This window comes from Streptomyces klenkii (genome assembly GCF_003626645.1).
Lineage (GTDB): Bacteria > Actinomycetota > Actinomycetes > Streptomycetales > Streptomycetaceae > Streptomyces > Streptomyces klenkii.
The window spans coordinates 102,635-124,471 of sequence record NZ_RBAM01000004.1; the positions used below are offsets into that span (position 1 = coordinate 102,635).

Annotated in this window: 18 protein-coding genes; 3 read left to right on the forward strand and 15 right to left on the reverse strand. The window is 70.2% G+C overall.

The window, feature by feature from the left end; translation table 11 throughout:
• Positions 1 to 27 precede the first annotated feature (27 nt).
• Genes D7231_RS36465 through D7231_RS10530 form a run of 3 tightly spaced genes read left to right on the forward strand, consistent with a single transcriptional unit; the run spans position 28 to position 5,128 of the window.
• Positions 28 to 1,005 (forward strand): adhesin, encoded by a 978-nt coding sequence (locus tag D7231_RS36465; RefSeq protein ID WP_158673732.1) that lies wholly within the window; start codon positions 28 to 30, stop codon positions 1,003 to 1,005.
• A complete protein-coding gene (locus D7231_RS10525; RefSeq protein ID WP_147449700.1) occupies positions 993 to 3,851 on the forward strand; it encodes an ATP-binding protein in 2,859 nt (952 codons plus the stop codon). Before D7231_RS36465 ends, D7231_RS10525 begins: the two co-directional genes overlap by 13 nt.
• Entirely contained in the window at positions 3,848 to 5,128 is a 1,281-nt protein-coding gene (locus tag D7231_RS10530) for a hypothetical protein (protein WP_120754764.1), read from the forward strand. Before D7231_RS10525 ends, D7231_RS10530 begins: the two co-directional genes overlap by 4 nt.
• Before the next feature lie 51 nt (positions 5,129 to 5,179).
• On the opposite strand, the gene D7231_RS10535 is transcribed toward D7231_RS10530, so the two are convergent.
• The 15 genes from D7231_RS10535 to D7231_RS10605 all read right to left on the reverse strand — a co-directional run bounded on the left by D7231_RS10535 (position 5,180) and on the right by D7231_RS10605 (position 21,835).
• Positions 5,180 to 6,853 carry an MDR family MFS transporter gene (locus D7231_RS10535; RefSeq protein ID WP_120754766.1) on the reverse strand — a complete coding sequence of 558 codons (1,674 nt, stop codon included), beginning with the start codon at positions 6,851 to 6,853 and terminating at the stop codon, positions 5,180 to 5,182.
• Positions 6,854 to 6,962: 109 nt separating this feature from the next.
• Positions 6,963 to 7,598, reverse strand: coding sequence for a hypothetical protein (locus tag D7231_RS10540; protein ID WP_120755557.1), 636 nt, complete (start codon positions 7,596 to 7,598; stop codon positions 6,963 to 6,965).
• A 134-nt stretch (positions 7,599 to 7,732) separates the two neighbouring features.
• Positions 7,733 to 8,596, reverse strand: coding sequence for a hypothetical protein (locus tag D7231_RS36995; RefSeq protein ID WP_199739339.1), 864 nt, complete (start codon positions 8,594 to 8,596; stop codon positions 7,733 to 7,735).
• An 88-nt stretch (positions 8,597 to 8,684) separates the two neighbouring features.
• Positions 8,685 to 9,917, reverse strand: coding sequence for an NlpC/P60 family protein (locus D7231_RS10550; RefSeq protein WP_120754768.1), 1,233 nt, complete (start codon positions 9,915 to 9,917; stop codon positions 8,685 to 8,687).
• A 4-nt stretch (positions 9,918 to 9,921) separates the two neighbouring features.
• Positions 9,922 to 10,716, reverse strand: coding sequence for a hypothetical protein (locus D7231_RS10555; RefSeq protein WP_120754770.1), 795 nt, complete (start codon positions 10,714 to 10,716; stop codon positions 9,922 to 9,924).
• 12 nt (positions 10,717 to 10,728) lie between these two features.
• The gene (locus D7231_RS10560; protein ID WP_147449701.1) at positions 10,729 to 12,576 is read right to left on the reverse strand and encodes a type IV secretion system protein; all 1,848 of its coding nucleotides are present in this window, start codon (positions 12,574 to 12,576) and stop codon (positions 10,729 to 10,731) included.
• Between the two features lie 191 nt (positions 12,577 to 12,767).
• The gene (locus tag D7231_RS10565; protein ID WP_120754774.1) at positions 12,768 to 13,358 is read right to left on the reverse strand and encodes a hypothetical protein; all 591 of its coding nucleotides are present in this window, start codon (positions 13,356 to 13,358) and stop codon (positions 12,768 to 12,770) included.
• Positions 13,355 to 15,919, reverse strand: coding sequence for an ATP-binding protein (locus D7231_RS10570; protein WP_120754775.1), 2,565 nt, complete (start codon positions 15,917 to 15,919; stop codon positions 13,355 to 13,357). Before D7231_RS10570 ends, D7231_RS10565 begins: the two co-directional genes overlap by 4 nt.
• A gap of 9 nt (positions 15,920 to 15,928) precedes the next feature.
• The gene (locus tag D7231_RS10575; protein ID WP_120754777.1) at positions 15,929 to 16,552 is read right to left on the reverse strand and encodes a hypothetical protein; all 624 of its coding nucleotides are present in this window, start codon (positions 16,550 to 16,552) and stop codon (positions 15,929 to 15,931) included.
• Positions 16,549 to 16,782 (reverse strand): hypothetical protein, encoded by a 234-nt coding sequence (locus D7231_RS10580; RefSeq protein WP_120754779.1) that lies wholly within the window; start codon positions 16,780 to 16,782, stop codon positions 16,549 to 16,551. The genes D7231_RS10575 and D7231_RS10580 overlap by 4 nt, the downstream gene beginning before the upstream one ends.
• Before the next feature lie 65 nt (positions 16,783 to 16,847).
• Complete coding sequence (locus D7231_RS10585) at positions 16,848 to 17,987, reverse strand: conjugal transfer protein (RefSeq protein ID WP_158673733.1); 1,140 nt, start codon at positions 17,985 to 17,987, stop codon at positions 16,848 to 16,850.
• A 563-nt stretch (positions 17,988 to 18,550) separates the two neighbouring features.
• Complete coding sequence (locus D7231_RS10590; RefSeq protein ID WP_120754783.1) at positions 18,551 to 19,531, reverse strand: hypothetical protein; 981 nt, start codon at positions 19,529 to 19,531, stop codon at positions 18,551 to 18,553.
• Positions 19,528 to 20,031, reverse strand: a complete 504-nt coding sequence (locus tag D7231_RS10595) for a hypothetical protein (RefSeq protein WP_120754785.1) — start codon at positions 20,029 to 20,031, stop codon at positions 19,528 to 19,530. The genes D7231_RS10590 and D7231_RS10595 overlap by 4 nt, the downstream gene beginning before the upstream one ends.
• Complete coding sequence (locus D7231_RS10600) at positions 20,031 to 20,705, reverse strand: hypothetical protein (RefSeq protein WP_120754787.1); 675 nt, start codon at positions 20,703 to 20,705, stop codon at positions 20,031 to 20,033. The genes D7231_RS10595 and D7231_RS10600 overlap by 1 nt, the downstream gene beginning before the upstream one ends.
• Positions 20,702 to 21,835, reverse strand: coding sequence for a hypothetical protein (locus tag D7231_RS10605; protein ID WP_120754789.1), 1,134 nt, complete (start codon positions 21,833 to 21,835; stop codon positions 20,702 to 20,704). Before D7231_RS10605 ends, D7231_RS10600 begins: the two co-directional genes overlap by 4 nt.
• Between the last annotated feature and the right edge of the window lie 2 nt (positions 21,836 to 21,837).

Here is a 21,837-nt window from a genome sequence, read left to right on the forward strand (position 1 = left end):
ATCTACGTCACCGGTACGGAGTACGACATGAGCACTTATCCGGGCGGCAGCGCCGCACCGGCCGGCTGGGCGGCATCGGGAGCCACGGGCCCCAACGGCTCCTACCGGAACCAGACCCTGAAGTACCAGCAGATCGAGCTGGGCTTCGACGAGACGGTCCCGCTCAGGACGGTCATCGGCCTCTGGGCGTCCGCGGCCCTCATCTCGGTCCTGGTGTTCGTGACCTGCGTGCTGTTCGCCCTGCTGACGAACGGCTGGGACTTCGACTCGCTCGACACCAGCTTGACCGTGGGCGGAATCCTGGGCTTCATCGTCTTCTGGCTGGCCCTGCTCGCCTCCCTCACCGAGCCCGTCTCGGAATGGCGGACCCTGCTGGAGGACAAGGCGGAGGCGTCCTCCTCCGCCTATGCCGCGATCTACGGAGCGCTGTCCCAGCGCCGCATCCCGGTGACGGCCGTGCCGTCCCGGATCCGCAGCGACGTCTTTCAGCCGGAGGTGGTCGACAACCGTCTCGTCATCACCAGCGGCCGGTACGTGGTCTACATATCCGTCTTCGAGTACGGCACCAGCCTCTACCTCGGCTGGACGATGTGGCGCAGCCGCTCCGGCCTGGTGCTCATCGGCACGTACTTCAAGGACGTCATCGGCGGGTTCCTGCACCGCACCGGTGACGTCAACCAGATGCTCCGCACCGAGCGGCCGCGGGCCATGCGGGAGGCCGTGCACTCGGCGGTCCGGGAAGGCGTGGAGATCGCGGTCCAGGGCATCGAGGTGCCCATCGCCTCGACCTTCGGGCAGGACCTGCCCATCATGAACGCGCCCGGACAGGGCCCGGCCGGCCCGCCGGCGCCGCCCGCGCCGCCCGTCATGCCCGCCACGCCGCCGGCCCAGCCCGCACCGCAGGCCGCTCCGCCGGTTCCGCCCATGCCGGGCGGGCCCGCAGGACCGCCCGCGCCCCCTGCCGCGCCCGGCGGCCACAACCCCGCCGCCCCGTGGACCAGCTGAGCGACATGGACCAGCAGACCGACAGGACGCCCCCGCCGGGCGTCCTGACCGTCGGTGACGGCACGTCGGTGTGGGCCTGGGCGGCCGTCCGCATCGAGGCCGCCGCCGACCTCACCGAGACCAGGGAGTACGCCGAGCTCCCCGAGGAAGAGCGCCGGATCAAGGCGGTCGCGGCGGAGGCCGCCTGGCTGGCGGGCCAGTGGGACATCCGCCACGACACCCGCATCGAGCTGCGCTACCTCACGGACCCAGCCGAGCGGCGGATCTCGTGCGCCTTGCTGGTCCGGGTGCGCAGTGACGGCGCGGCCGGCACGCCCGGCCCGGCCTCGGCGGAGGAATCCGCCGTGGCCGAGGTGCTCGCGCTCCGCGACCGGCTGGGGCAGCTCCCCCACCACGTGCACAGCGCGCCGGTCGAGGACGCGGCCGAAGTGGCCCGGTGGCTCACGCCGTTCACGCCCGACCCGGCCGGCCTGGCCGAGATCCGCAAGCGCTACCGGACGGGCCTGCCGAACCGGCCCGACGCGGGCGTGCAGTACTACCTCTCCCCGCAGCCGTTCACCGCCGCGGCGCCGCCGTGGGACGCGCTGTGGCAGGCGTTCGCGGCACACCCGTACCCGCTCATGCTGACGGTCGGCCTCGAGCCGTACCGCGTGCCCGACGACCTCGGCCCGATACTCCACCAGATCGCGACCCACTACGGGCGGCTGGGGACGCCGGGGCAGCTTCCGGAGGGCCTGTGGGGCCCGGCGTCGCAGCTCGCCCCGGACGCCTTCGCCGTGGACGCCGCGAAGGTGTACGCGGACGCCGCGCGCCGCTACACCGACCGCGCCTTCCGCATCCGCATCGCTCTCGCCTCCCCGAACCCGCTCCCCGAGTCCCTCGCCGAGCTGGTCGGCGCCACGGTCTCCCCGCAGGAACGGCCCGGCCAGGGCGGCGTGCTGACCGAGACCTTCTCCGGACCGGCCCACGTCACCGTACGGCCGGCGCCGCCGGAGCTGGCGGCGGCCTGGACCGGGATCACGACGCTGGAGCACGCCCGCTGGGGCGGCGATCAGCGCTGGCAGCTGCCCGAGCCGCTGTCGCCGGCGCTGCGCCTGCTGCCCGAGCTGGTCGACGCGCGGGAGGCGGGCGCCGCGCTGCGGCTTCCCCTCGCCGTGCACGGGCACATGCCGGGCTTCCCCGTACGCAGGCCCGACATGGCTCTGGAGACCGACTACCGGCCGAACGGGCCCGCCATCGAACTCGGCCGGCAGCTGGTGCACGGCGCGCCGGCCGGGCCGCTCGGCGTGGAGCTGGGGTCCCTCTCCCGGCACGCGCTGTTCGTCGGAACGACCGGTTCGGGCAAGACCAACACGACCCTGGCCTTCTGCCAGCAGCTCTGGCGGGACCACAAGGTGCCGTTCCTCGTGCTGGAGCCGGTCAACTCCGAGCTCGACGACTACCGCTGGCTCGCCACCCGCCCCGGCTTCGAGGACCTCCTCGTCCTCACCGTCGGCGACGAGACCACGGCGCCGTTCCGGCTCAACCCCTTCGAGGTGCCGCACGGGGTCCGGATCAGCACCCACACCGCCGGTCTGCTCGCCTGCTTCGACGCGGCGTTCGGCCTCTGGGACCCCCTCCCGGCCATCTACAACAAGGCCCTGCGCAACACGTACGCGCGGAAGGGCATCGTCCCCACCGACGTCGCCACGCCCGCCCACGCCGGGTCGTGGCCCACCCTGCGCGACTTCATCGCCGAGATGCGCAGGGAGTGCGACCAGCTCGGGTACTCGGGCGAGGTCAAGGACAACATCATCGCCGCGTCCCGGCTGCGGGCCGAGTCGCTGGCGGAGGGCGCCTGCGGCAGCACGCTGGACTGCGCGCGCTCCTACCCCGTCGAGGAGCTCCTCAGCCGCCCCGTCGTCATCGAACTGGCCGGCGTCGGCGACAACGAGAAGGAACAGTCCCTCGTCACCGCGCTGATCCTGCAAACCATGACCGAGCACTACAAGGCGACCCGGCGGGGAGACGGCCTCTCCCACATCACCGTCATCGAGGAGGCCCACCGGCTGCTCGGACGCCCCGCCGGCTCCGGCGGGGACGCCAAGGAGGGCAACGCGCAGGCCCGCGCGGCCCAGGCCTTCGCCAACACGCTCGCCGAGAACCGTAAGTACGGGGAAGGCCTGGTGATCGTCGAGCAGGTGCCGGAGAAGCTCGTCGAGGACGCGTACAAGAACACGAACCTCAAGATCATGCACCGGCTGCCGTCCGCCACGGACCGGGAGCTGATCGGCGGCACGATGCGGTTCGCCCCCGACCAGGAGCGCTACGCGTCGTCCCTGGAACCCTTCCAGGCCTTCGCCCACCACGACGGCATCGACCGGCCGGCCCTCATCCGGGTGCCGAACGTACGGGCCGAGGCGGCCGCGGAGACCGGGGTCGCCCGGGCGCCGCTCGCCGGCAACGCGGAACTGGCCGACCGCTTCCGCGCCTTCGCCGCGGCGACCCCGGAGGTCGACGCGGCCCTCGCCCCCTTCGCCGACTGCGAGGGCTGCCGGCACCGCTGCACGTTCCGCTCGCGGGCGGCGACGGCGGTGTGGCCGGAGCACGGCACCGAGCTGAAGAAGCGCGTCGCCGACTATCCCAAGACGTCGGCCGCCCAGGCCGAATGGTGGTCCCGCACGGCGGAGTGGGTTGCCGACATCGCCGACGCCGTCGCCCCTCCGGGGGCGGACGCGGAAGCGGTCGAGGACTACCGCGCCTGCGTCTTCATCCACCTTGCGCAGGCGGCGTGGAAGCGGAAGACGCTGCCGTGGGTGCGGCTGTACCGCAGGAACGCCGCATCCGATGCCGGGCTTGATTCATGAGCGACCGCTCCAGCGAGGAAGGACCGCCTCCCGAGCAACCGCCCCCAGCGGAATCCGGAGCGGACGAGGCCCCGGAACCTACGGAAGCGGAGGACGCACAGGAGGCTCAGGAGGCGCCCGAGCCGACGGAGGCGGAGGAAGCACCGGAGCCGGCGGAGGCCGAGGACGCCGAGAAGACAGAGGACGCACCCGAGCCGGCGGAAGCAGAGGACGCCTCCGACCGCCCGGAAGCCTCCGCTGACTCCGAGGACGGGGGCGAGTCTTCCGACGAAGGCGAGTCCTCCGACGAGGGCGAGCATCCCGACGGGGATGAGACGTCCGACGCTGCGCCGGAACCGGCGGAAACCGAGGAGCCGGAGGAAGCGGAAGAACCGGCGGAAGCCGAGGAGGCTGAAGAAACCGAAGAAGCCGAGGGCACGGAGGAGCCGGAGGAGGCCGAGGGGCCCGAAGAAGCGGAAGAGCCGGGGGAAGCCGAGGGCACGGAGGAGCCCGAGGAGGCGGAAGAGCCGGAGGACGCCGAGGACGCCGAGGACGCCGAGGACGCCGAGGACGCCGAGGACGCCGAGGACGCCGAGCGTACGGGAGGGAGCGAGGGCGCCGACAAGTCCTCGGAAGACGCCGCCCCGGAGTCTCCGGACGCGCTCGACACGGACGAGGCGCCCGAGCCTGCTGAACCAGCTGACCCGGCTGAATCAGCCGACCTCACTGAACCGGCTGAACCGGCTGAACCAGTCACGTCATCGGAAGGCTCGCGGAACACCCACGAGTCCTCGGAAGACGCCCCGGAACCGGCCGACGCCACGGAGGCCCACCCCGCGGCCGACGACGCACCGGAGCCGGCGGCAGAAGCGGCGGAAACGCCCTCGCGCGCTGAGACCGCGGACCACCCGGAGGAAGCCCCCGAACCTGCCGAGGCTCAGGACGCCGACGCGAGGCGGGCACCAGAACCCCGGCAGGAGACGGCCCCCGAGGCGCCCCAGGACTCGAAGCCCGAGGCGCCCTCACCGGCCGAACCTCAGGACGATCCGAAGACCGGGCCTGATCCGGACGATGAGTCAGAGAACCCGGAGGACGGACACTCCTCCGGCGGCCGCCGCTCGGGTGATGCGCCGGATGATCAGGAGCAGACAGACCCGGTGCACGACGCCTACGGCGAGTCCGGGTTCGATTCGGATTCCGAGGCCGACGACACATGGATCAGGCTGCGCTCCGGGAACGTCCGGCGGAACGGCGTGGCCTTGAACGGAGGCGGCGCCGGCGCGGATGGTGACAGGTAACCGTGGGGCCCGGGTCGGCGACCCGGGCCCCACCGCCTCACGAAGCGCGCGTCACTTCCGGCCGGCGGCCGCGGCCTCCTTCGGCTCCGTCGCCGAAGGAGCCGTGTCCGTGCCCGTCCCCGTCTCCGGCCGGCGGTCCCTGGGGATGAGGGCCAGGACCAGGCCCACCGCCAGCAGGGTGCCGCTCACCAGGAAGACCGTCTGCATCGCGTCGGCCATGCCCTCCAGGAACGGGTGGGCGAGGCGGGCGTCGGCGTGGGTCAGGAAGGAGCTGTCGTCCAGGGAGACAGCGCCGTTCCGGCCGGCGAGGAGCGTCTGGTTGGCCGGCTGGGAGGTGACGGCCGGGTCGGCGAGGGCGGCCTTGAAGCCCGGGTCGTTCGCGGCGTCGGCGTAGGCGTCGGCGATCCGGCCGCCGACCGTGCCGAAGAAGAGCGAGAAGAAGACGCTGATGCCGACGGTGCCGCCGATGGAGCGGAAGAAGGCGAAGGATCCGATGCCGGCGCCCATGTACCGCGGCTCCAGGCCCCGCTGGATGGCGACCAGCATGACCTGCCAGCACATTCCGATGCCGCTGCCCATGACGCCGGCGGCGACCCCGGCCTGCCACAGCTCCGTGTCCGCGCCGAACGACCCGAACCAGAACGTGCCCGCCATCATCAGCACGATGCCGGCCAGCATGGAGCCCTTGAACTTGCCGGTACGCGTCACGTACGCGCTGCACATCCGGCCGGCGACGATGATCCCGAGCGTCTGCGGCAGCAGCATCAGGCCCGCCTCGGTCGGCGACAGCCCCTTGACGATCTGGAGGTAGAGCGGCAGGACGGCGAGCGAACCGAAGACGGCGGCGCCGACGATCGTGTTGACGCCGTTGTAGAGCGAGAAGACGGGGTTGCGGAACATCGGGGTGGGGAGCAGCGCGGCGCCGCCCGCCCGCCGCTGCGCCATCAGGAAGAGCACGAGCCCCACGGCCCCCACGGCGAACAGCCCCAGCGTGCCGGCCGAGCCCCAGCCCCACTTCGGTCCTTCCTCGACGGCGAAGAGGACGGGCACCAGAAAGAGGACGAGGGTGATGACGCCGGCGATGTCGGGCTTGTCCGTCGAGCGGTTCGCCTGGACCCGTACCTGGCTGAGGATCAGCAGCACGGCGGCGATGCCGACCGGCACGTTGATGAAGAAGGCCCAGCGCCAGCCGTCCGCCCCGGCGAAGGCGTCCAGCCCGGCGAAGAACCCGCCGACGACCGGCCCGACCACGGCCGCGACCCCGAAGACCGCCCCGAACCAGGCCTGGTAGCGGCTGCGCTCGGTGGGCGGCAGCAGATCGGCCAGGATGGCGAACGCGAGGCTCATCAGGCCGCCCGCGCCGAGCCCCTGGACGCCCCGGAAGACCGACAGCATCACCATGGACGAGGCGAGCCCGCACAGCACCGAACCGGCGACGAAGAGGGCCACGGCGATGACGTAGAGCGGCCGGCGTCCGTAGATGTCGGAGAGCTTGCCGTAGAGGGCCGTGGTGACCACCGAGGTGATCATGTACGAGGTGTTGGCCCAGGCCTGCTGCGAGAGGCCGTTGAGGTCGTCGGCGATGGTGCGGAGCGCCGCGGAGATGATGGTCTGGTCGAGCGCCGACATGAACAGGCCGAGCATCAGCCCGGCCATGACGAGTCTCATGCGGCGCCGGTCGATCACCGGCACCGGTGTGTCCGCGGGGGAAGCTGTGTCCGTCATCGTCGTTCCGTCCATCTCTTGACCGAGGCCTGCTGAGGCGATGGATCAAGCATGAAATCTCAAGCGGACTTGAGGTCAAGACGTAAAGCGCAAGACGGAAGACGGAAGATCAATCCTCTTCGTCCTCGTACGGGGTCTCCTCCATCAGCCGCTCCGCGATGTCGTCGACCCAGGCCTCGGCCCAGCGCAGGAGCTCGGTGCGGTCGGTCTCGTCGAGCCCGCAGGCGGCGAACTCGGAGTCGGCGATCCACTCGGCGCCGGCGAGCCGGGCCTGGAGGTCGGTGAGGTCGAGCCCGCTTTCGCCGGCGTGCCGGCGGCCGAGCTCCTCCAGCTCGACGTGCGACCAGGCGCCGGACGCGGCCCGTACGTCGACGAGGTCGCGGGCGAGGCCGAGGTCCGCGAGGTCGCGCACGGCCATGCCGACCACGTCCTCGACGGCGGGCACGGGCCCGTACGGACCGAGCTCCGGCGGCCGCCGCAGGGTCTCCGTGCGGATGCCGACGGTGCAGTGCTCGCCGGTCGCGGCGTCGGTGACGACGAGCCGGGCTTCGAGCGGTTCGGCTTCCCAGCCGCGCTCCTCCAGGCCGTCGCGGAGGGCGGACACGACGTCGGCCACGGGGTCCGGGGCCTCGGTGACCAGCTCCAGGCCGGCGTCCCGGCGGGCGGCGCCGGGGGCGAGGAGGCCGTGCGCCTCCAGTGCGTACGAACCGCTGAGGAGGAGCGGATACGCCGAGCCGGCCGCCATCACGTCCGGCAGCAGCCGGTGCAGGCCGCGCGGCCCGCTTTCGTACGGAACCGGGACCCCTTCGTACGCGCTCCCGTCGTACGGGGTGGCCTCGTACGGGCCGGGTGGCGGCGTGGACGGCGACATGCCCGTGATTATTCCGGAAGCACGCCCTCGACCAGGTCGGATACGCGCTGCAGCTCCGGCTGGATCTCGTCCGCCTCGGCCCGGTCGACGGCCGCGAGCCGCCACCACACGGCGCGGGCGTTGCGCAGCACGCGCCGGGTCTCGTCGACGGGCGCCTGCGCGTTGTGCCGCCGCTCGGCGGTCCGCAGGTGCAGCCTCATGATCGCGGCCCAGTCCTCCTGCAACAGCAGCGCCAGCCAGGCCCGCGTCCCGAGCACGCCGACGGTGTGCGGATGCAACGCCCCGTACTCCCGGTCGAGCGCCCCCTCCATCTCCCGCGCGGCAAGCGCGGCCCCGACGAGGTCCCCGCGCAGCTCAGCGGCCACGATCCGCCCGAAACGGTCGGCGTGGTGCGGGGGGAGGGGGGTGTGCCAGTCGGGAGAGGTCTGTACGGGGGCGGGGGGTGCCTGTACAGGGGCGGGCGCGGGCGCGGGTGCGGGTGCAGGAATGGGCGCGGGCGCGACGGGGGCGGGCGGCATCGGCGCCGGTGCCGGCACCGGCTGCGGAGCCACGGGCACCACGGGAGCCACAGGCGCGGGCGCCACAAACGCCGGCGGCGGCGTCGGATGCGGCCCCGGCATCGGCGTCACGGCCCCGTCGTGGTCGACGATCAGCGGCCATGCCGACCCGTCGGGCTCCTTGGCGATGATGCGTATGGGGTGGCCGCGCCGGGCGGCCCGCACCCGTATGTCCGCGAGCGCGGACGTCCGCCCGTCCTGCCCGGGCAGCGGCTCTACGGGTTCCCCCTCGATCGTCGCTTCACCCGCTGCGCTGATCACGATGGTGTAGACGGGAGTCAGGGGGACCGAGTCGAGGTCCGTCACAACAGGCATGGTCAATCCTTACGTACCGCCGCCGCCAGCAGGCCAACGGGGCCACGGCAACGCATATGCCGCGGCCCCGGGCTAATGATGACCCGAATCACCCGCCATTCGGGTAGTAGGGGGGCGACCAGCCCAGATACTCCGCGCCCCACTTGGACTCGATGTCCGTGGCGGGGACGATCGATATCTCGCCGGGGGTCACGATGTCGTTGGACGCGACCTTGCCGTCACCGACGTAAATGGCGACGTGACCGGCCCGGTGGTGGGTGTCCCAGAACATCAGGGCGCCCGGCGGAGGGTTGCGGTCCTTGTCGTGACGCATGTTCTGCGGCATCACGTCCGTGTAGTGGTCAATGGCGTAGTTGGTGCCTGAAGACCCCCGGCCGTAGGCGATGGCCGTAAAGGCCAGGCACCGCTGGTACCACTCGCTGTTGTGGCTTTCGGCCTGCTTCTTGGCGTAGGCGATCGCCCCCGCGGTGTCGCGGGGGTTCTTCACGATGTCCGGCCAGTTGGCCTGGCTGTCGTGGAAGGGCTCACCGGGCGTACCGGGGTTGTTGGTGCCCGACGTGTTGCAGCGATCCGCCTTCTTCTTGTCGGGATTGTTGTCGGGCTTGTCGTCGGGCTTCTTGCTGGACTTGTCGCCGTCCTTCTTTCCCGGCTTGTCGGGGTGGTTCTCGCCCGTCCGCTCCAGGTCGATACCGGCTTCCTTGGCGATGCTCCGCGCCTGGGCCTCCTTGGGCGCGTAGGCGTCGGGAAAGCCGGAGCGCTGCACCTTCTGGGCGGCGTCGTTGAGCGACATGCTTTCCCAGGCGACGTCTTCGAGCCCCGGCGGGTCTCCGCTGTCCCCGCCGAAGAGGAACATGTGGGCCGCGTACTTGGGGTCCAGGATCTGCTCCTTGGTGCCCCATCCCGAGGACGGGCGCTGCTGGAAGATGCCGAGGGAATCGCGGTCGCCGTAGCTGATGTTCGACAGCTGCGACTCGGCGAGCCCCGTCATCAGGGCGATGAGCGTGGCCCTGCCGGGCAGCTTTCCGTCCTTGGCGACCTGGTCGATGATCTTCGCGTTCGCAACCTGCTCGTCGCGGAGCTTCTTGCTCGCGCCGCCCGTGGTGTCACCGGTCTGCCCGTTTCCGGAAGGCCCGTCGTTCCCGGGCGAGCCGGGCTGGGAGCAGCCGGCGGCGACGGCCGAGGGGCCGCCGCCGATCCCGGCCAGCATGCCCACGATCAGCAGGAGCCCCATGAGGAGGCCGATCCCGGGTATGCCGAGCTTGAACGCGAGCCCCTTGCGCAGCCCGCCCGAGGCCAGGGCGAGGGCCTGACGTGAAACCACTCGCTCAGACCCCCAGGACCCGGCCCACGCGCCAGCCGTCGGAGGTCAGCATGATCTCCGTCAGGTAGACCCTCGTCTCGGTGTACGTCCGGTAGCCCTTGACCGTGATGTCGACGCTGGTCTTGCGCCAGACCCGTGCCTCGGTGTCCGCCTGCTTCCGCACGCGGTCGTCGTCGGCGGGGCCGACCGTCACCTTGTCCACCTTGGAGACGCCGCCGTTGGAGACGAGCTCGGCCCACGCCTTGTCGTCGAACTGCTTCAGGTTCACCACCAGTGCGTCGGTCATCCACGGCGCGGCCCGGTCGACGGACGCGGTGTGCGTCTTGTCCACCGGGGGGTTGCGCGTGAGGTAGGCGCGGGCCCAGCCCTCGGCCGATTTCTCCGGCTTGCTGCGGTCGGCCTTCGCGGACGGGGAGGGCTGGGGCGGCTTGGGGGCGGGGGGTGTGGACGGCTGTTCGCCGTCCTGCCCGCCCCCGGTCTGCACACGGGTGGTGTCCCCCGCGTGCCCCACTGTCGACGGGGCCCCGGTGCGGTCCGGCCACCAGTGCGTGGCGGCGGCGCCGATGGCGAGGACGACGACCATGACCAGGATCGCCCCGCCCGCCGTGATCGGCTCACGGCGGCGCTCGTCCGCCAGGCGGCGCTTGTACTCCTCGCGCTGCTCCTGCCGGTAGGCCTTGCGGGCCTTCCGGCGGACGCGGCGCTTGCCGGCCTTCTCGATCTCCTCGGGGTAGTCGTAGTCCGCCTTGAGCAGTTCCCGCCACTCGGAGGACGGGCGCTGGTTCTTGTCCTTGCTCACCTGTCCTCTTCCTTACCGACGGCCACGGGGCGCGGGAGGCCGCACGGATGTGCGCCTCTTCGGCCGGGAGGTGCCTTGGCCGGCCGCGGAGGCCCCACTGCGGGCCGCTGCCTTGCGGGCCTCCGCCACGCGACGCTGGGCTCCACCGCTGCCCGGCTTCGGGGCGTTCCGGAACCCGCCGTCGCCGCCTCCGGCCTGACGTGCGGCCGAGGTTGCGGCGCGTGCCGCCCGGGCGGGGGCACCTCTCTTGTCTTCGGGCCGGGGTTCGTCCCGGCCCAGTCGGGCCTGGGCCGCTGCCGAAACGCTCTGCAACTCGCCCACACGGAGCGAGCGGCTGTTCAACTGGCCCGGGCGGCCGGAGTTGCTGACCCGAAGGGGCCCGGAGCTGCCTGTCTTCGCCGCGCGACCGGCGGCACTCACCTGAGCGGACGTGCTGGGCGAATCCATACCGCCACCACTGACGTATTGCGCCCGCATCGGGGAGCCCTTGGCCACGCCGGCGGCGTCCATGTCCGCGTTCCTGTCGCTGAGCTGCTTGACGGCTTGCGCCGCTCGGAAGGGCCGCTGGATGAGGCGTTCGTCAGCAGCGTCAAGGGCCTTCTTGCCCGCACGGCCGGCGCTCGCCGTGGTCTTCTTCGCGCCCGCCCAAGCGCCCTTCCCACCGAACTTGCCGGCTGCCAGGGCGGCACCCCCGGCCTTCCGGGCCATGAGGGAACCGGCTCCCTGCGCGAGCCTCATCGCACCGGCGTTGAAGGATGAGTTGGTCGCGCCGGTCACGCCGACGATGCTCTCCATGATCCCGCGGAACTTGAACGCGACGATCGCGGCGGTGATGCTCACACCCGCCGAGGCGAACCAGCCGTAGGAACCGACCAGGGACACGCTCGCCGTGTTCAGCACGAGCACGCATCCCAGCACCATCGTGCTGACGAAGGACTGCAGGGTGAACCCGAGGAGGGTGTCGAACCAGCGGACGCCCCACTGACGCGGCCTGCCGGGGATGACCCACAGACAGGCGAAGACGACGCCGGCCAGCAGCAGCATGAGCGCGCCGATCAGCGAGGCGAGGGAGGCGAAGGCCAGGGCCACCGCAAGGATGGCGAACAGTCCCGCGCAGACAGCCGAGGCCATGGTGACCATGACACGCGCGTGGCCCACGTGGCCCTGGCGGTACTTGACCGCCTCCTTGCCCACGGTGTCGTCGCTGACGTTCGGCTTCAGCCAGTCCTCACGCTTGCCGGTGTCAGAGCCCTGGTCCAGCAGATCCTTGCCGTGCTCCTTGCACGTGTTCAGGTTTCCGAACTCGGCGACGCACCAGGGCGTGACGACGTAGGACCGCCAGATCGCGTCCGCGGACTTGCGCAGCATGTTGTCTTGCTGGTTTTTGCTGTATTGGGGCTGCTCGCCGGTGTCGAAGGGTTCCTTCGTCTCGTTCCCCATGCCGGCCGACGCGGCCTCCATGGCCGTGTTGCTGCCGATGGTCCGGATCGAGTCGATGCCGTCGATCCACACCTTCGGAGTGGTCAGCAAGGATATGGAAAGGATCGCTGTTGCCGCCACCCACCCCAATTGGCTGATGGACGAGCCGTTTCTTCGATGGTTCGCGTAGGCGATCACCGCGCCGATGGCCATCGCCGACGGAAGCAAGGTCGTCGACACCGTGCTCGCCGCACCGGAGATGGCGTGCGTGATGGAGTCCTCGAGCTTGTCGATGGACGTGAACTTGAACGTCCACTGCACGACGACGATGGCGGCCAGGGCCAGTACGACGGTCAGTCCCATGAAGATCTGGGAGACGAACTGAAGCGCCCAGTCACCGAACTCGTCCCAGCCCAGCTGGACGTCCAGGTTGTAGAGCATGGGGTCGCCGTACTGCTCGTACAGCGTGCCCGGACCGGAGTACGAGGTGTGCGGGGCCGGGAGGAGGCTGCCGATTCCGGCCGGCTTGTACTTCGCGAACTTGTCGTCCGCCGCGGCCGCGGACGCGGTCACCATCAAGGTGGTGAAAGCGCCCATGAGCGGGACGGCGAGATTGCGGAGCCGTGGGATCCTCAATGCGACCTCATCAGGGCACTGAACGCCGGGCTCGAATTCTTCATCTCCGAGTCGTAGACGTCTTCGTCCTGGTCCACCAGCCAGGTCCCCTTGACCTTCACCATGCGCAGGGCGGTCCGGTGGTAGCTGGTGTGCCCGTCGGGCTTGGACTCCTCGGTCACCATGACACCGGTGCCCGCCGGATGGTCGCCCACCGCAGGCACCGCGACCGGCTCCCCCGTGACGCTGAACGAAGCCGCTTCCGCCACGGCGCGAACCTCCGCGTCCAGCGGCTTGAGGAACTTCACGCACGACTCGAACGAGGAGTCCTTGCCGGGCCTGCCCTCGTCCGTCATCAGACGGCAGGACGCCTCACCGTCGTGAAGGGCGGTCGCCTTGCCGTAGGCGAGCGCGACCTCAAGCATCTTCGCCCGGTCCTTCTTCGCCGCCTCCCGGTATTCCCGGGCCTGCCGGTCCGCCGCCGACTCCGTCTTCTTCGCGCCGGGCTTGTCGCCGTCCTTGCCCCCGCCCGAGGACGACGAGCACCCCGCAACCACCAGCACCGCCGTAGCCGTCGCCGCGGTCACCGCCGCGATCCGCCTCTTCACGCGTTCGCCTCCTCGTAAGCCGGCTTGCTCATGGACACCGGGCCCTCGCCCGCACCGCCCCCGCTGTCCGTCTTCGGCGTCGTGTTCAGCAGCCGCAGCATCTCCACCGACGGCACGTCGAACTGGACCGTGGCGCTGCTGAAGCGGCGGTCGCGCATGATGCAGTGGCCGTGCCGGATCTCCTGCGTCACGTCGACGCCGATGGCCTGGATCAGCTGGCGCGTGTGGGCGCTCTTCGGCAGGTCGAGCAGGGCCGCCATCGCGTCCTGCTGTTCGCTCGTCGTCAGCTGGAAGCCGAAGACCGTCGTCATCTGCTCCACGAGGCCCGTCAGGCTCGCCAGCGACTCCGGGTCCTGCGTGTCCACGACGAGCGCGGTGTGCAGGGCGCGGCCGACTCGGGCGATGTACTGGAGGAACGAGCTGCCCTCGCGCGTGGCCGTGAGGACGTGCACCTCCGGCACCGCCACGACCTTGCGCAGGCCGCGCAGGTCCTTCCGGCCGGCCATGCTGATGCCGTACGCGAGCAGCGAGTGGACCAGCGCCACGGAGAGCCGCTGGTGGACGGACCAGTCGTCGCGGGAGTCGTCGGGCGCCGGCAGCGTGATGCCCGGGACCTGAACGACCCAGATGCCCGGCGTCGGCGTGATCAGGGCCGTGCCGGACGGCTTGCCCATGAACGGCGCGCCCAGGCCCGTCAGGGACAGCTCGTACAGCGCGTCGCCCGTCTCGCGCGTCAGCTCGTCCGGCGAGCGCCGCAGCCGCTCGATGACCTTCCACGTCGCCGGGTCGCCCTCGGCGATGGTCTCGTTGACCGCGCTCTGGATCGGGGTCTCCGCACCGCGCATCCGCAGGTGCTGCGGCAGCGCGATGCCCAGCTGCGCCGGCACCTCGGTCTGGGCGCGCTCGGCGCTCTCGCCGCTGAGCAGGGTGAAGAGGTCGGCGACGCCCGCGAACTGCGAGCCCGTCTCGATCAGGTGGGCGTTCAGCCCGTAGCGCTGGCCGGCCGAGACCAGGCCGCCCATGTCGCCCTTGAAGTCCAGGGCGAGCACGAACGAGCCGCGGAAGCCGGAGTCCAGCAGGGACAGCATCATCGCGGTCGTCTTGCCGCGGCCGCTTCGGCCGATGAAGGCCGTGGTCGTGGCGTCACCGCGCTCGGAGCCGCCGGTGAGGTCGTTGCGGACGACGCCGGGGGTCGAGCCGGTCAGGTAGCCGATGACCGGGCCGGTGTCGTCACCGACCGAGGCCCCGCCCCAGAACCACGAGCCGGCGAAGGCGCCGACCGTACGGGTGTGGACCAGGTCCGGCACGCGCAGCATGTCGCCGGGCTGGGCCTCCAGCCACAGCTCCCGCTGTTCTTCGGCGGCGACGCTGACCTCGATGCCGATGCCGCCGTAGAAGCCGATGACGGCGTCGCAGCGGCTGCGCAGGTCGTCCAGAGAGATGTCGCTGCTGACGATCAGGCGCGGGTGGTCCTCCAGCAGCGTGACGTCCTCGCGCTTCATGTCGCGCGAGAGGGACGTCATCGTCTCCTCGGTCTCCTCGATCTCCTGGGCGGTCTCACCGGCGGAGTGCTTGGCCGCGCTCTGCCGCTGTTCCTTCGCCAGGCGCCGGACCTCGTCGATCTGCTTGAGGGCGTCGCGCTTGTGGAGGACCTTGAAGCGGACGGACGGCTCGGGGTTGACCGGCAGGGCCGTGATGTCGCCGGCGTCGTAGTCGTCCGTGAGCTCGGGGACGTACGTGATCTCCGCGACGGATCGCAGCCATTCGCCCGGCCCCGGCGACTCCATCTCCTCCGGGAAGCCGTCCATCGTGAGGATCGCGCTCCAGCCGACCGTTTCGCCGCGCTGGTCGAGGACCCGGACGTGGTCGGGATAGGGCAGCACGCGCCCCCGCGTGAGCTGGGCCAGCTTGGCGCCGGTGATCATTCCCTGGTCGTCCGGGGAGGGCAGCGGGGTGCTGCGGCGCTGCTCGCGCGCGATCATCCAGGCCAGCAGCTCCACGGTGGCCGTCTGCGCCTTCCACGGCGTGGTCTCCAGCTGGCGGCCGAGGCGCCGTGCGAGGGCGTCGAGGCGGGCGATCTCCTTCTGCGACACCGAGGTCGAGCCGATGCCCAGGGCGTCCTGGACGCCCCGGCTGCCGCGCGCCTTCGCCTGGTTGGCGCGCTCGGATATCCGCACGCCGAGCAGGAGCATCCGGGTGGGGAGCTCCAGCTCCTCCAGCCGCCCGACGCGCAGGTCGGCCCATGCGGCGTAGTCGCCCGCCGAGAACAGGGTCTCCGCCTCGGTCCGGTAGTCCTCGGCGTTCAGCGGCGACCAGAGAATCTTGAGGTGGCAGTCGTAGCCGGCGAGGGTACGGGCCAGGGCACTGCTCGCCTGGTCCTGCTCGGCGTCCCGGGCCGCCTCCGACATCAGGTCGGTGTTGGAGCTCCCCAGCAGGTACCACGCCTCGGCGTGGGTCTCGGTGATGACCAGCCCGTCCGCCAGGCCCACGTAGCGGGGCGGCGGGGCGGAGCGGTCGCCGTCGACGCCGAGGAAGCGGGCGATGCCCTTCATGATCTTCATTGCGTACCTTTACGTACCTTTCCGGCCTTTGCGGCCGCCGCCCGGCACCTTCGGCGCTGTCTGCGCCTGCTGTTTCTGCTGCGCCTTCTGCGACGAGTGGTTGCGCGACCTCGCCCGGTAGACGTGGTCCGGCCCGTACAGCCGGGGGCGGGCCTCGAGCGTGATGGCCCGGCCGGACGTACGCTGCGGCTCCTCTGCGCCCAGGAACCCCTCGAAGGCGCCCATGCCGGGAAGGGCCAGGACGTCCTCGGACTTCTCCCCGAGGCGCGCCCGCAGCGGGAGCCACTCGGAGCGGGCCGCCGCCCGGCGGCCGCCGTTGATGACCGGCCGGTGGCCCACCGTCAGGTAGCGGACGGTGAGGGCCCACTGGGTGAGGTTCCAGCGCCGCTCATTGCGCCGGGACCGCTGGGATCCGTAGAAGGTGATGAGGGCCGGCGGCGCGAAGTAGAGGGTGAAGAACATCTGTGAGGGCCACCCGAAGATCAGGAAGAGCGCGCCCATCCACACCGCGTAGACGACCGCGCCCGTGGTGAGGACCCGTCGTGACGGGCCCTCGCCGAGGTCCATGCCCAGCAGCTCGTGCTGCCGGGTCTCCAGGTCGAAATGGCGGGTGAAGGTGTGCCCTACCCTCATGAGCCCGCCACTTTGTTCCAGATCGCGGTGAGCATGCCCTTGGCGCTGTCCGACGCGTAGACGAAACCGGCCACGACGACGCCCGCTATGAAGTGGGCGAGCAGCTCGCCCCATTCGCGCTTGGCGTAGTGGCCGATCGCCCGGACGGCCAGGACGATCAGGAAGATGTTGCCGGCGACGGCAATAACCCAGGTCTTGAGCTCGTCACCGTTGGACAGCGCGATTTCCATCGTTTTCCCTTTACTTGAGATAAGAAGAGCGGGCAGATCCGGAATGCGGCACCGGGTCGGCCGGGTCAGGAGGACATGCCGCCGTGGACTTCCGAGACCTGCCAGCGTTCGGCCTTGGCCGAGGCGACCCGGGTCAGCTTGACCCGGTACGTCTGCTCGAGTTCGGCTCCGCCCATCAGCCACGTGACGGTCGCGACACCGGTGCGGTCGCTCCCGCTGCCTTCGTCGACCGACCAATTGCGGAGCGAGCCGAAGGCCACGCCGGGCGGCAAGGCCGCGATGGAGGCTCCGGGCGCGGCCACGGACTCGGCCTCGCCCGTGGCGTACTTGCCGAAGAACTCCTCGACGACGCCACGGGACTTGTCACTGAAGTCGTTGTCCGCGGTCTTCGTGGTGAGCGCGGGGGCGGCCGGGGCGTTCTGCGGCACGCCCACCAGGCCGGGCTGGCCCGTGACGACGATCCGGCCGGACGTGTAGACGACCGGAATCTCCAGGCCGATCCACCGGGGGCCGGTGACCTGCCGGGAGTCGTCGGCCTTGGACGCGTCGTCCTTCTTCGCTTCGTCCTTCTTGTCCTTGGACTTGTCGTCCTTGGACTTATCGTCCTTAGGCTTGTCGGACGACTTGTTCTTGTCGTCGGAAGCGGGGCCCTTCACCAGGACGTCGACCCGCACGCGGGCCCGCTTGTCCTTCTCTTCGGCGACGGGACCGGGCTGGGCCACGAGGACCTCCTGGTGGCCGCGCGTGTTCCAACCCGCGGCCGTGTCCATCCCCTTGGCCATGTCGCGGGCCAGGGCCTCTGCACGCGGCTTGGGGTCGTTCTCGTCCCAGGCCAGGTAGGCGCGCGCGAAGCGGGCGGCGACGGCCTGGGCCTCCTGTACGGGGTAGGTCGGCCCGTTGTTGACCTGAACCGGATCGGACTTCGGCGGCGCCGGCGCCCAGAACCAGGAGCGGATACCGGTGATCGCGGCCAGCGCGACGACGCCCCAGAGCGCACCGCGGCCGACCTTGACCAGGAACTTGGTGCCGCTGTTCTCGTCCTCGAGCTGCCAGGGGACGTCGCGACCCTTGCCCTGGCCCGGGCTCGGGGCGCCCTGGCCGGTGGCAGCGGACTGCGGCGCACCCGGAGCCTGCGCTTGCAGGCGGGCAGCCGCATCGGTCCACTGCTGAAGCCCGGCGGCGGCCGGCGGGGCCTGAGCGGGCACGGGGGACGGCGCCGGGGCGGAGTGCTGCGGAAGGGGTGCGACTGCGGGCTGCCCGGCCGGATCACCCGCCGGCCCATTCGCCGCGTTCTTGTCCCCCTGCGGCTCCGGCAGATTCAGAATCCGCCGCATGACCGTCTTGAACGTGCTCAACCCTGGTGACCCTTCCCCCGTGCTAGGCCTGAGTGGCAGGACAGTACGTCGACCGTTACTGATCGTCAAATTACTTCGGACGAACAGTTTCTGTTCTGATGTGAACGATCTTGATCGAGCTGACGTCCTTATTTTCCCGACAAGACGGACGCATCCAGCTGACGCCTCAACGATTTCGTGGCACCGGTCACGTCAACGACAGGTCACAGCCGTGCGACTGCGCCGACAGCGGCTCGACGCGCATCGCAGAGCCATCTGTCAGGGCTGCCGCTAGCCACGTCTTGTAGCGAACTTGTTGCCCAACCTTCTGTTTCCTGGACCCCCTTTATGAGGCCGCCCAAACGACCGCGGACTGCTGACGACCAGCCCTGTCAGCCCGTCGGGGTGCAACCGGGCGGCTCATGCAAGGCCCATCACTTCAGTGAAGGCCCACGCCCACGAGCCTGAGTCGGCACAGGAGCCATGGACAGCGCTTCCGGGTCTTGGCGGCGTTCCTGAGAAGCCGGCTTCGTGGCCAGCCTGTTCTTCAAGTCCGGTGACTCCGCTTGGAGCGGATCGTCCATGGCCAGCCCGACCGACTTCGCCTCCGCCTCGCCGCGGGCGCGTTCAGCAGCCTCTGCGGCGTGCGTCGCCTTAAGGTCTGCCTCCATCTGGCGGACTTCGGCAACGATTTCCGGAGAGACCTGCGGATTGAGGGTCGCCCGTACCTTCACTTTTCCGAGCTCATCGACGCCTTCGGGGGTCCTTACGTTCGCGTACCGTTCGTTCTGCAGCAGGTCCGACGCCTGGTAATAAGCAGTCGCACGGTTCGGCTCCTTTTCGGTGCTCTTCTCGTCAAAGGAACCGCCGCGGGCAAGTTCGTAAAGCTCGTGATTCTCGCTCTTCGCTGCAAAGCTCTCCGGCGTGTGGAACTGGAGCTCAAACCGCTCCTCGCGCTCCTTGTGCTGCCAGGTGGTGTTCAAGCCCTTGTAGACGGGGTCCTGCCACGTATTCTGCTCGGATAGCGGTTCGTACCCCTGCTCACGCAGTCGCTCGTACGTCTCCTTCGTGCCCTGGACGTAGTTGTCCGTCTCGAAGGTGAGGGTGTAGCGATTGAGGTCGTCGATGCCTGCGCACACGTCCTCAGCGCGGTCACCACGTTTGCCCACAGGAACGGCTACCTTGCGGCGGAGAGAGTCCAGGCCTTTGAGGGAGTACCCCAGGCCCTCGAGCCTTCCGCCACGAGCAGCTGACTGCTCCTCCAAGCCCTTCATCGTACTGTCGAGCTCGCCACGCGCCGCGGCCGCCCGCTCCCAGAACTGCGTGACCGTCCGGTTGTCCTCAGCACTCAGCTTGAGGTGTTGTTCGGATTTGGCCTCGTCGCCCTGCCAGCCCCCGTCTGCCAGATCGGTCACAGCTCAGTGGCTCCCGTCACCCCGCGGAGCTCCTGAAGGAGCTGCTCTGCTTCGTCGGGGCTGATCTCGATCAAGTGCGGAGGGTTGCTCGCCCGCGCATCGAAGAATTCGAAGACAGCCGAGTCACGTTCCCATACATCATTTCGCATGAAGGTCTCATCGAGCAGATCTTCAGGGCTGCGTCGGCGACGCACGACGGTCGTCGGTCCATTTCCGGCACGCCACGTGCGCTCGTTCGTGTGATAGGCCCAGTAACGCACCCACCCCTGGCGGTCGCCCACCAGCTCTGCGGCCCGCTCCGCGGTAACCGGGTGGAGCGCCTCCCTTGCGGGGGCGTACTTGACGTTGGTGTCCTTCACATTGTGCCAGGACCAGTCGATGAGAGACAGGTACTCCCATTGCTCACCCGCGCTCCGCCACATGCTCGACGGACGCTCGACTGTGTACTGGTCGTCGACTGTCGGAGCCGCTTCCACAAAGTATTCGTAGTTTTCGCTCATCACTTGCTCTCCTTCGCAGGAATCTCGCTGTACCGCTGATGCTGGATGATTTTCGCAGCGTCCTCGTGGGATTCGGCCATCGTGTCCGTCTCGTCGCCAAGCAGGCGGAGGTGGTTCGAGCGGTACAGATCGTAGAGAAGCTGATTCTCCGTTTTGGCCCAATGGCTGTCCGCCGTGTGGAAGACGATCTCGAATCGCACAGGGCCGTCCGGCTGCTGCCACACCGCGCGGAAGGCCTTGTGGACCGGGTCTTCCCAGGTGTTCTGTTCCGAGCCGGGGACGATGGCGTAGCCGCGTTCGTGGAGGAGGGCGTAGGTGTGGCGGACGCCTTCGGTGTAGGTGTTGGGGGCGAAGGTCAGGGTGTAGCGGTTCAGGTCGCGGACCGTGCGGAGGATCTTTTCCAGCGGGACGCGGTCCTCCAGTTGCAGGGCGACCTTGCGGCGGAAGGCCTTGAGGCCCATCAGACGGTGCGGTTTGCCCTCCAGCTTCGCGCCGTGCGTGTCGCGCAGCGCCTGCTCGACGGCTTCCACCGCGGCGTCCAGGCCCTTGTGGGCCGTTCGTGCCGCTTCCCAGCGGTCCGTCACCGCCCGGTTCTGGTCCGCTGTCAGTTCTACGCGGCGGCCCGGGCCCGAAGCGTCGTCTTTCCAGGCCGTGACCGGCTTCTTCTCCGTCACAGTTCCGTCGCCCCCGTCGCGCCGTGGAGTTCGGTCAGCAGTCGCTCCGCCTCCGCCGCGTCGATCTCCACCAGGTGCGGCGGGTTCGACGGGCGGGCGTCGAAGAAGTCGTAGACGGCCTGCGTCGGGCCCCACTCGTTCCAGGTCTTGAACGCCTCGTCGTAGATGCGCTCGGGGCTGCGGCGCCGGCGGACCACCGACACCGGTCGCTCCCCTGCCCGCCAGTCCTCTTCGTCCACGTACCGGGCCCAGTAGCGGAGCCAGCCCTGGCGGTCCGCCCGGAGTTCCTCGGCCCGGTCGGCCGTCACCTCATGCAGGGCCGCACGCGCGGGCGGCAGCTCCACGTTCGTGTCCGCCGCCCGGTGCCACTGCCAGTCCAGCAGCGACCAGTACTCCCACTCCTCGTCGCGCCCGGCCGCGCAGCGCCACAGGCTCGACGGGCGCTCTGCCGGGTAGCCGTTCGGCGAAGTCTTGACGAAATAGTCGTACTTGGCGTGCTCCAGGCGGCGCCGCTCGGCCTCCGCCTCCGCCATGCGCTTGTGCAGCGCCGCCGCGTCCGTCGGGCGGCCCGGGCGGTCGGGCGAGTGGTCGTCCTCGCACTCGCTGAACATGTAGTGCCGGCGGATGCGCTCGATCGTCGGCCACAGCCACATCTGGTGCCAGTACGCGAGGTCGCTGCCCTCGCGCGACGGGTCCGCGTCCGCTTCCGTGGCCGCCCGCCAGGAGGCGTGCAGGGCGGCCAGCTCTTCGGTGACTCCGCCGTGCAGCGGCCAGCACGGCCAGATGCGCAGGTGCAGTTGCGGGGCGTAGTGCTTGCCCAGCCAGTCCAGCCAGTCGGACAGCTTCCGCCAGTCGTCCTCCGTGGCGCGGAGGGACCACGGCTGGTGCTCGCTTCCGAAAGCGGCGGAAGCGGCTGAAGCGGCGGCCGCCGCTGACGTCGCCGTCGCCGCCTCCACCGCGTGCAACCGGTCGATGACCTCCGTCACGACCTCCGTGACCTCGGCCTGGTTCGCCTTGGTCCCCGACGCGAAGTTCTTGACCGCCGCCTCGAACTGGGTGCGCCACTCCCGGAGGGTTTCGATCTCCTCGCGGAGGGCCTTCAGTTCTTCCAGCAGTTGTTTGTCTTCCATGG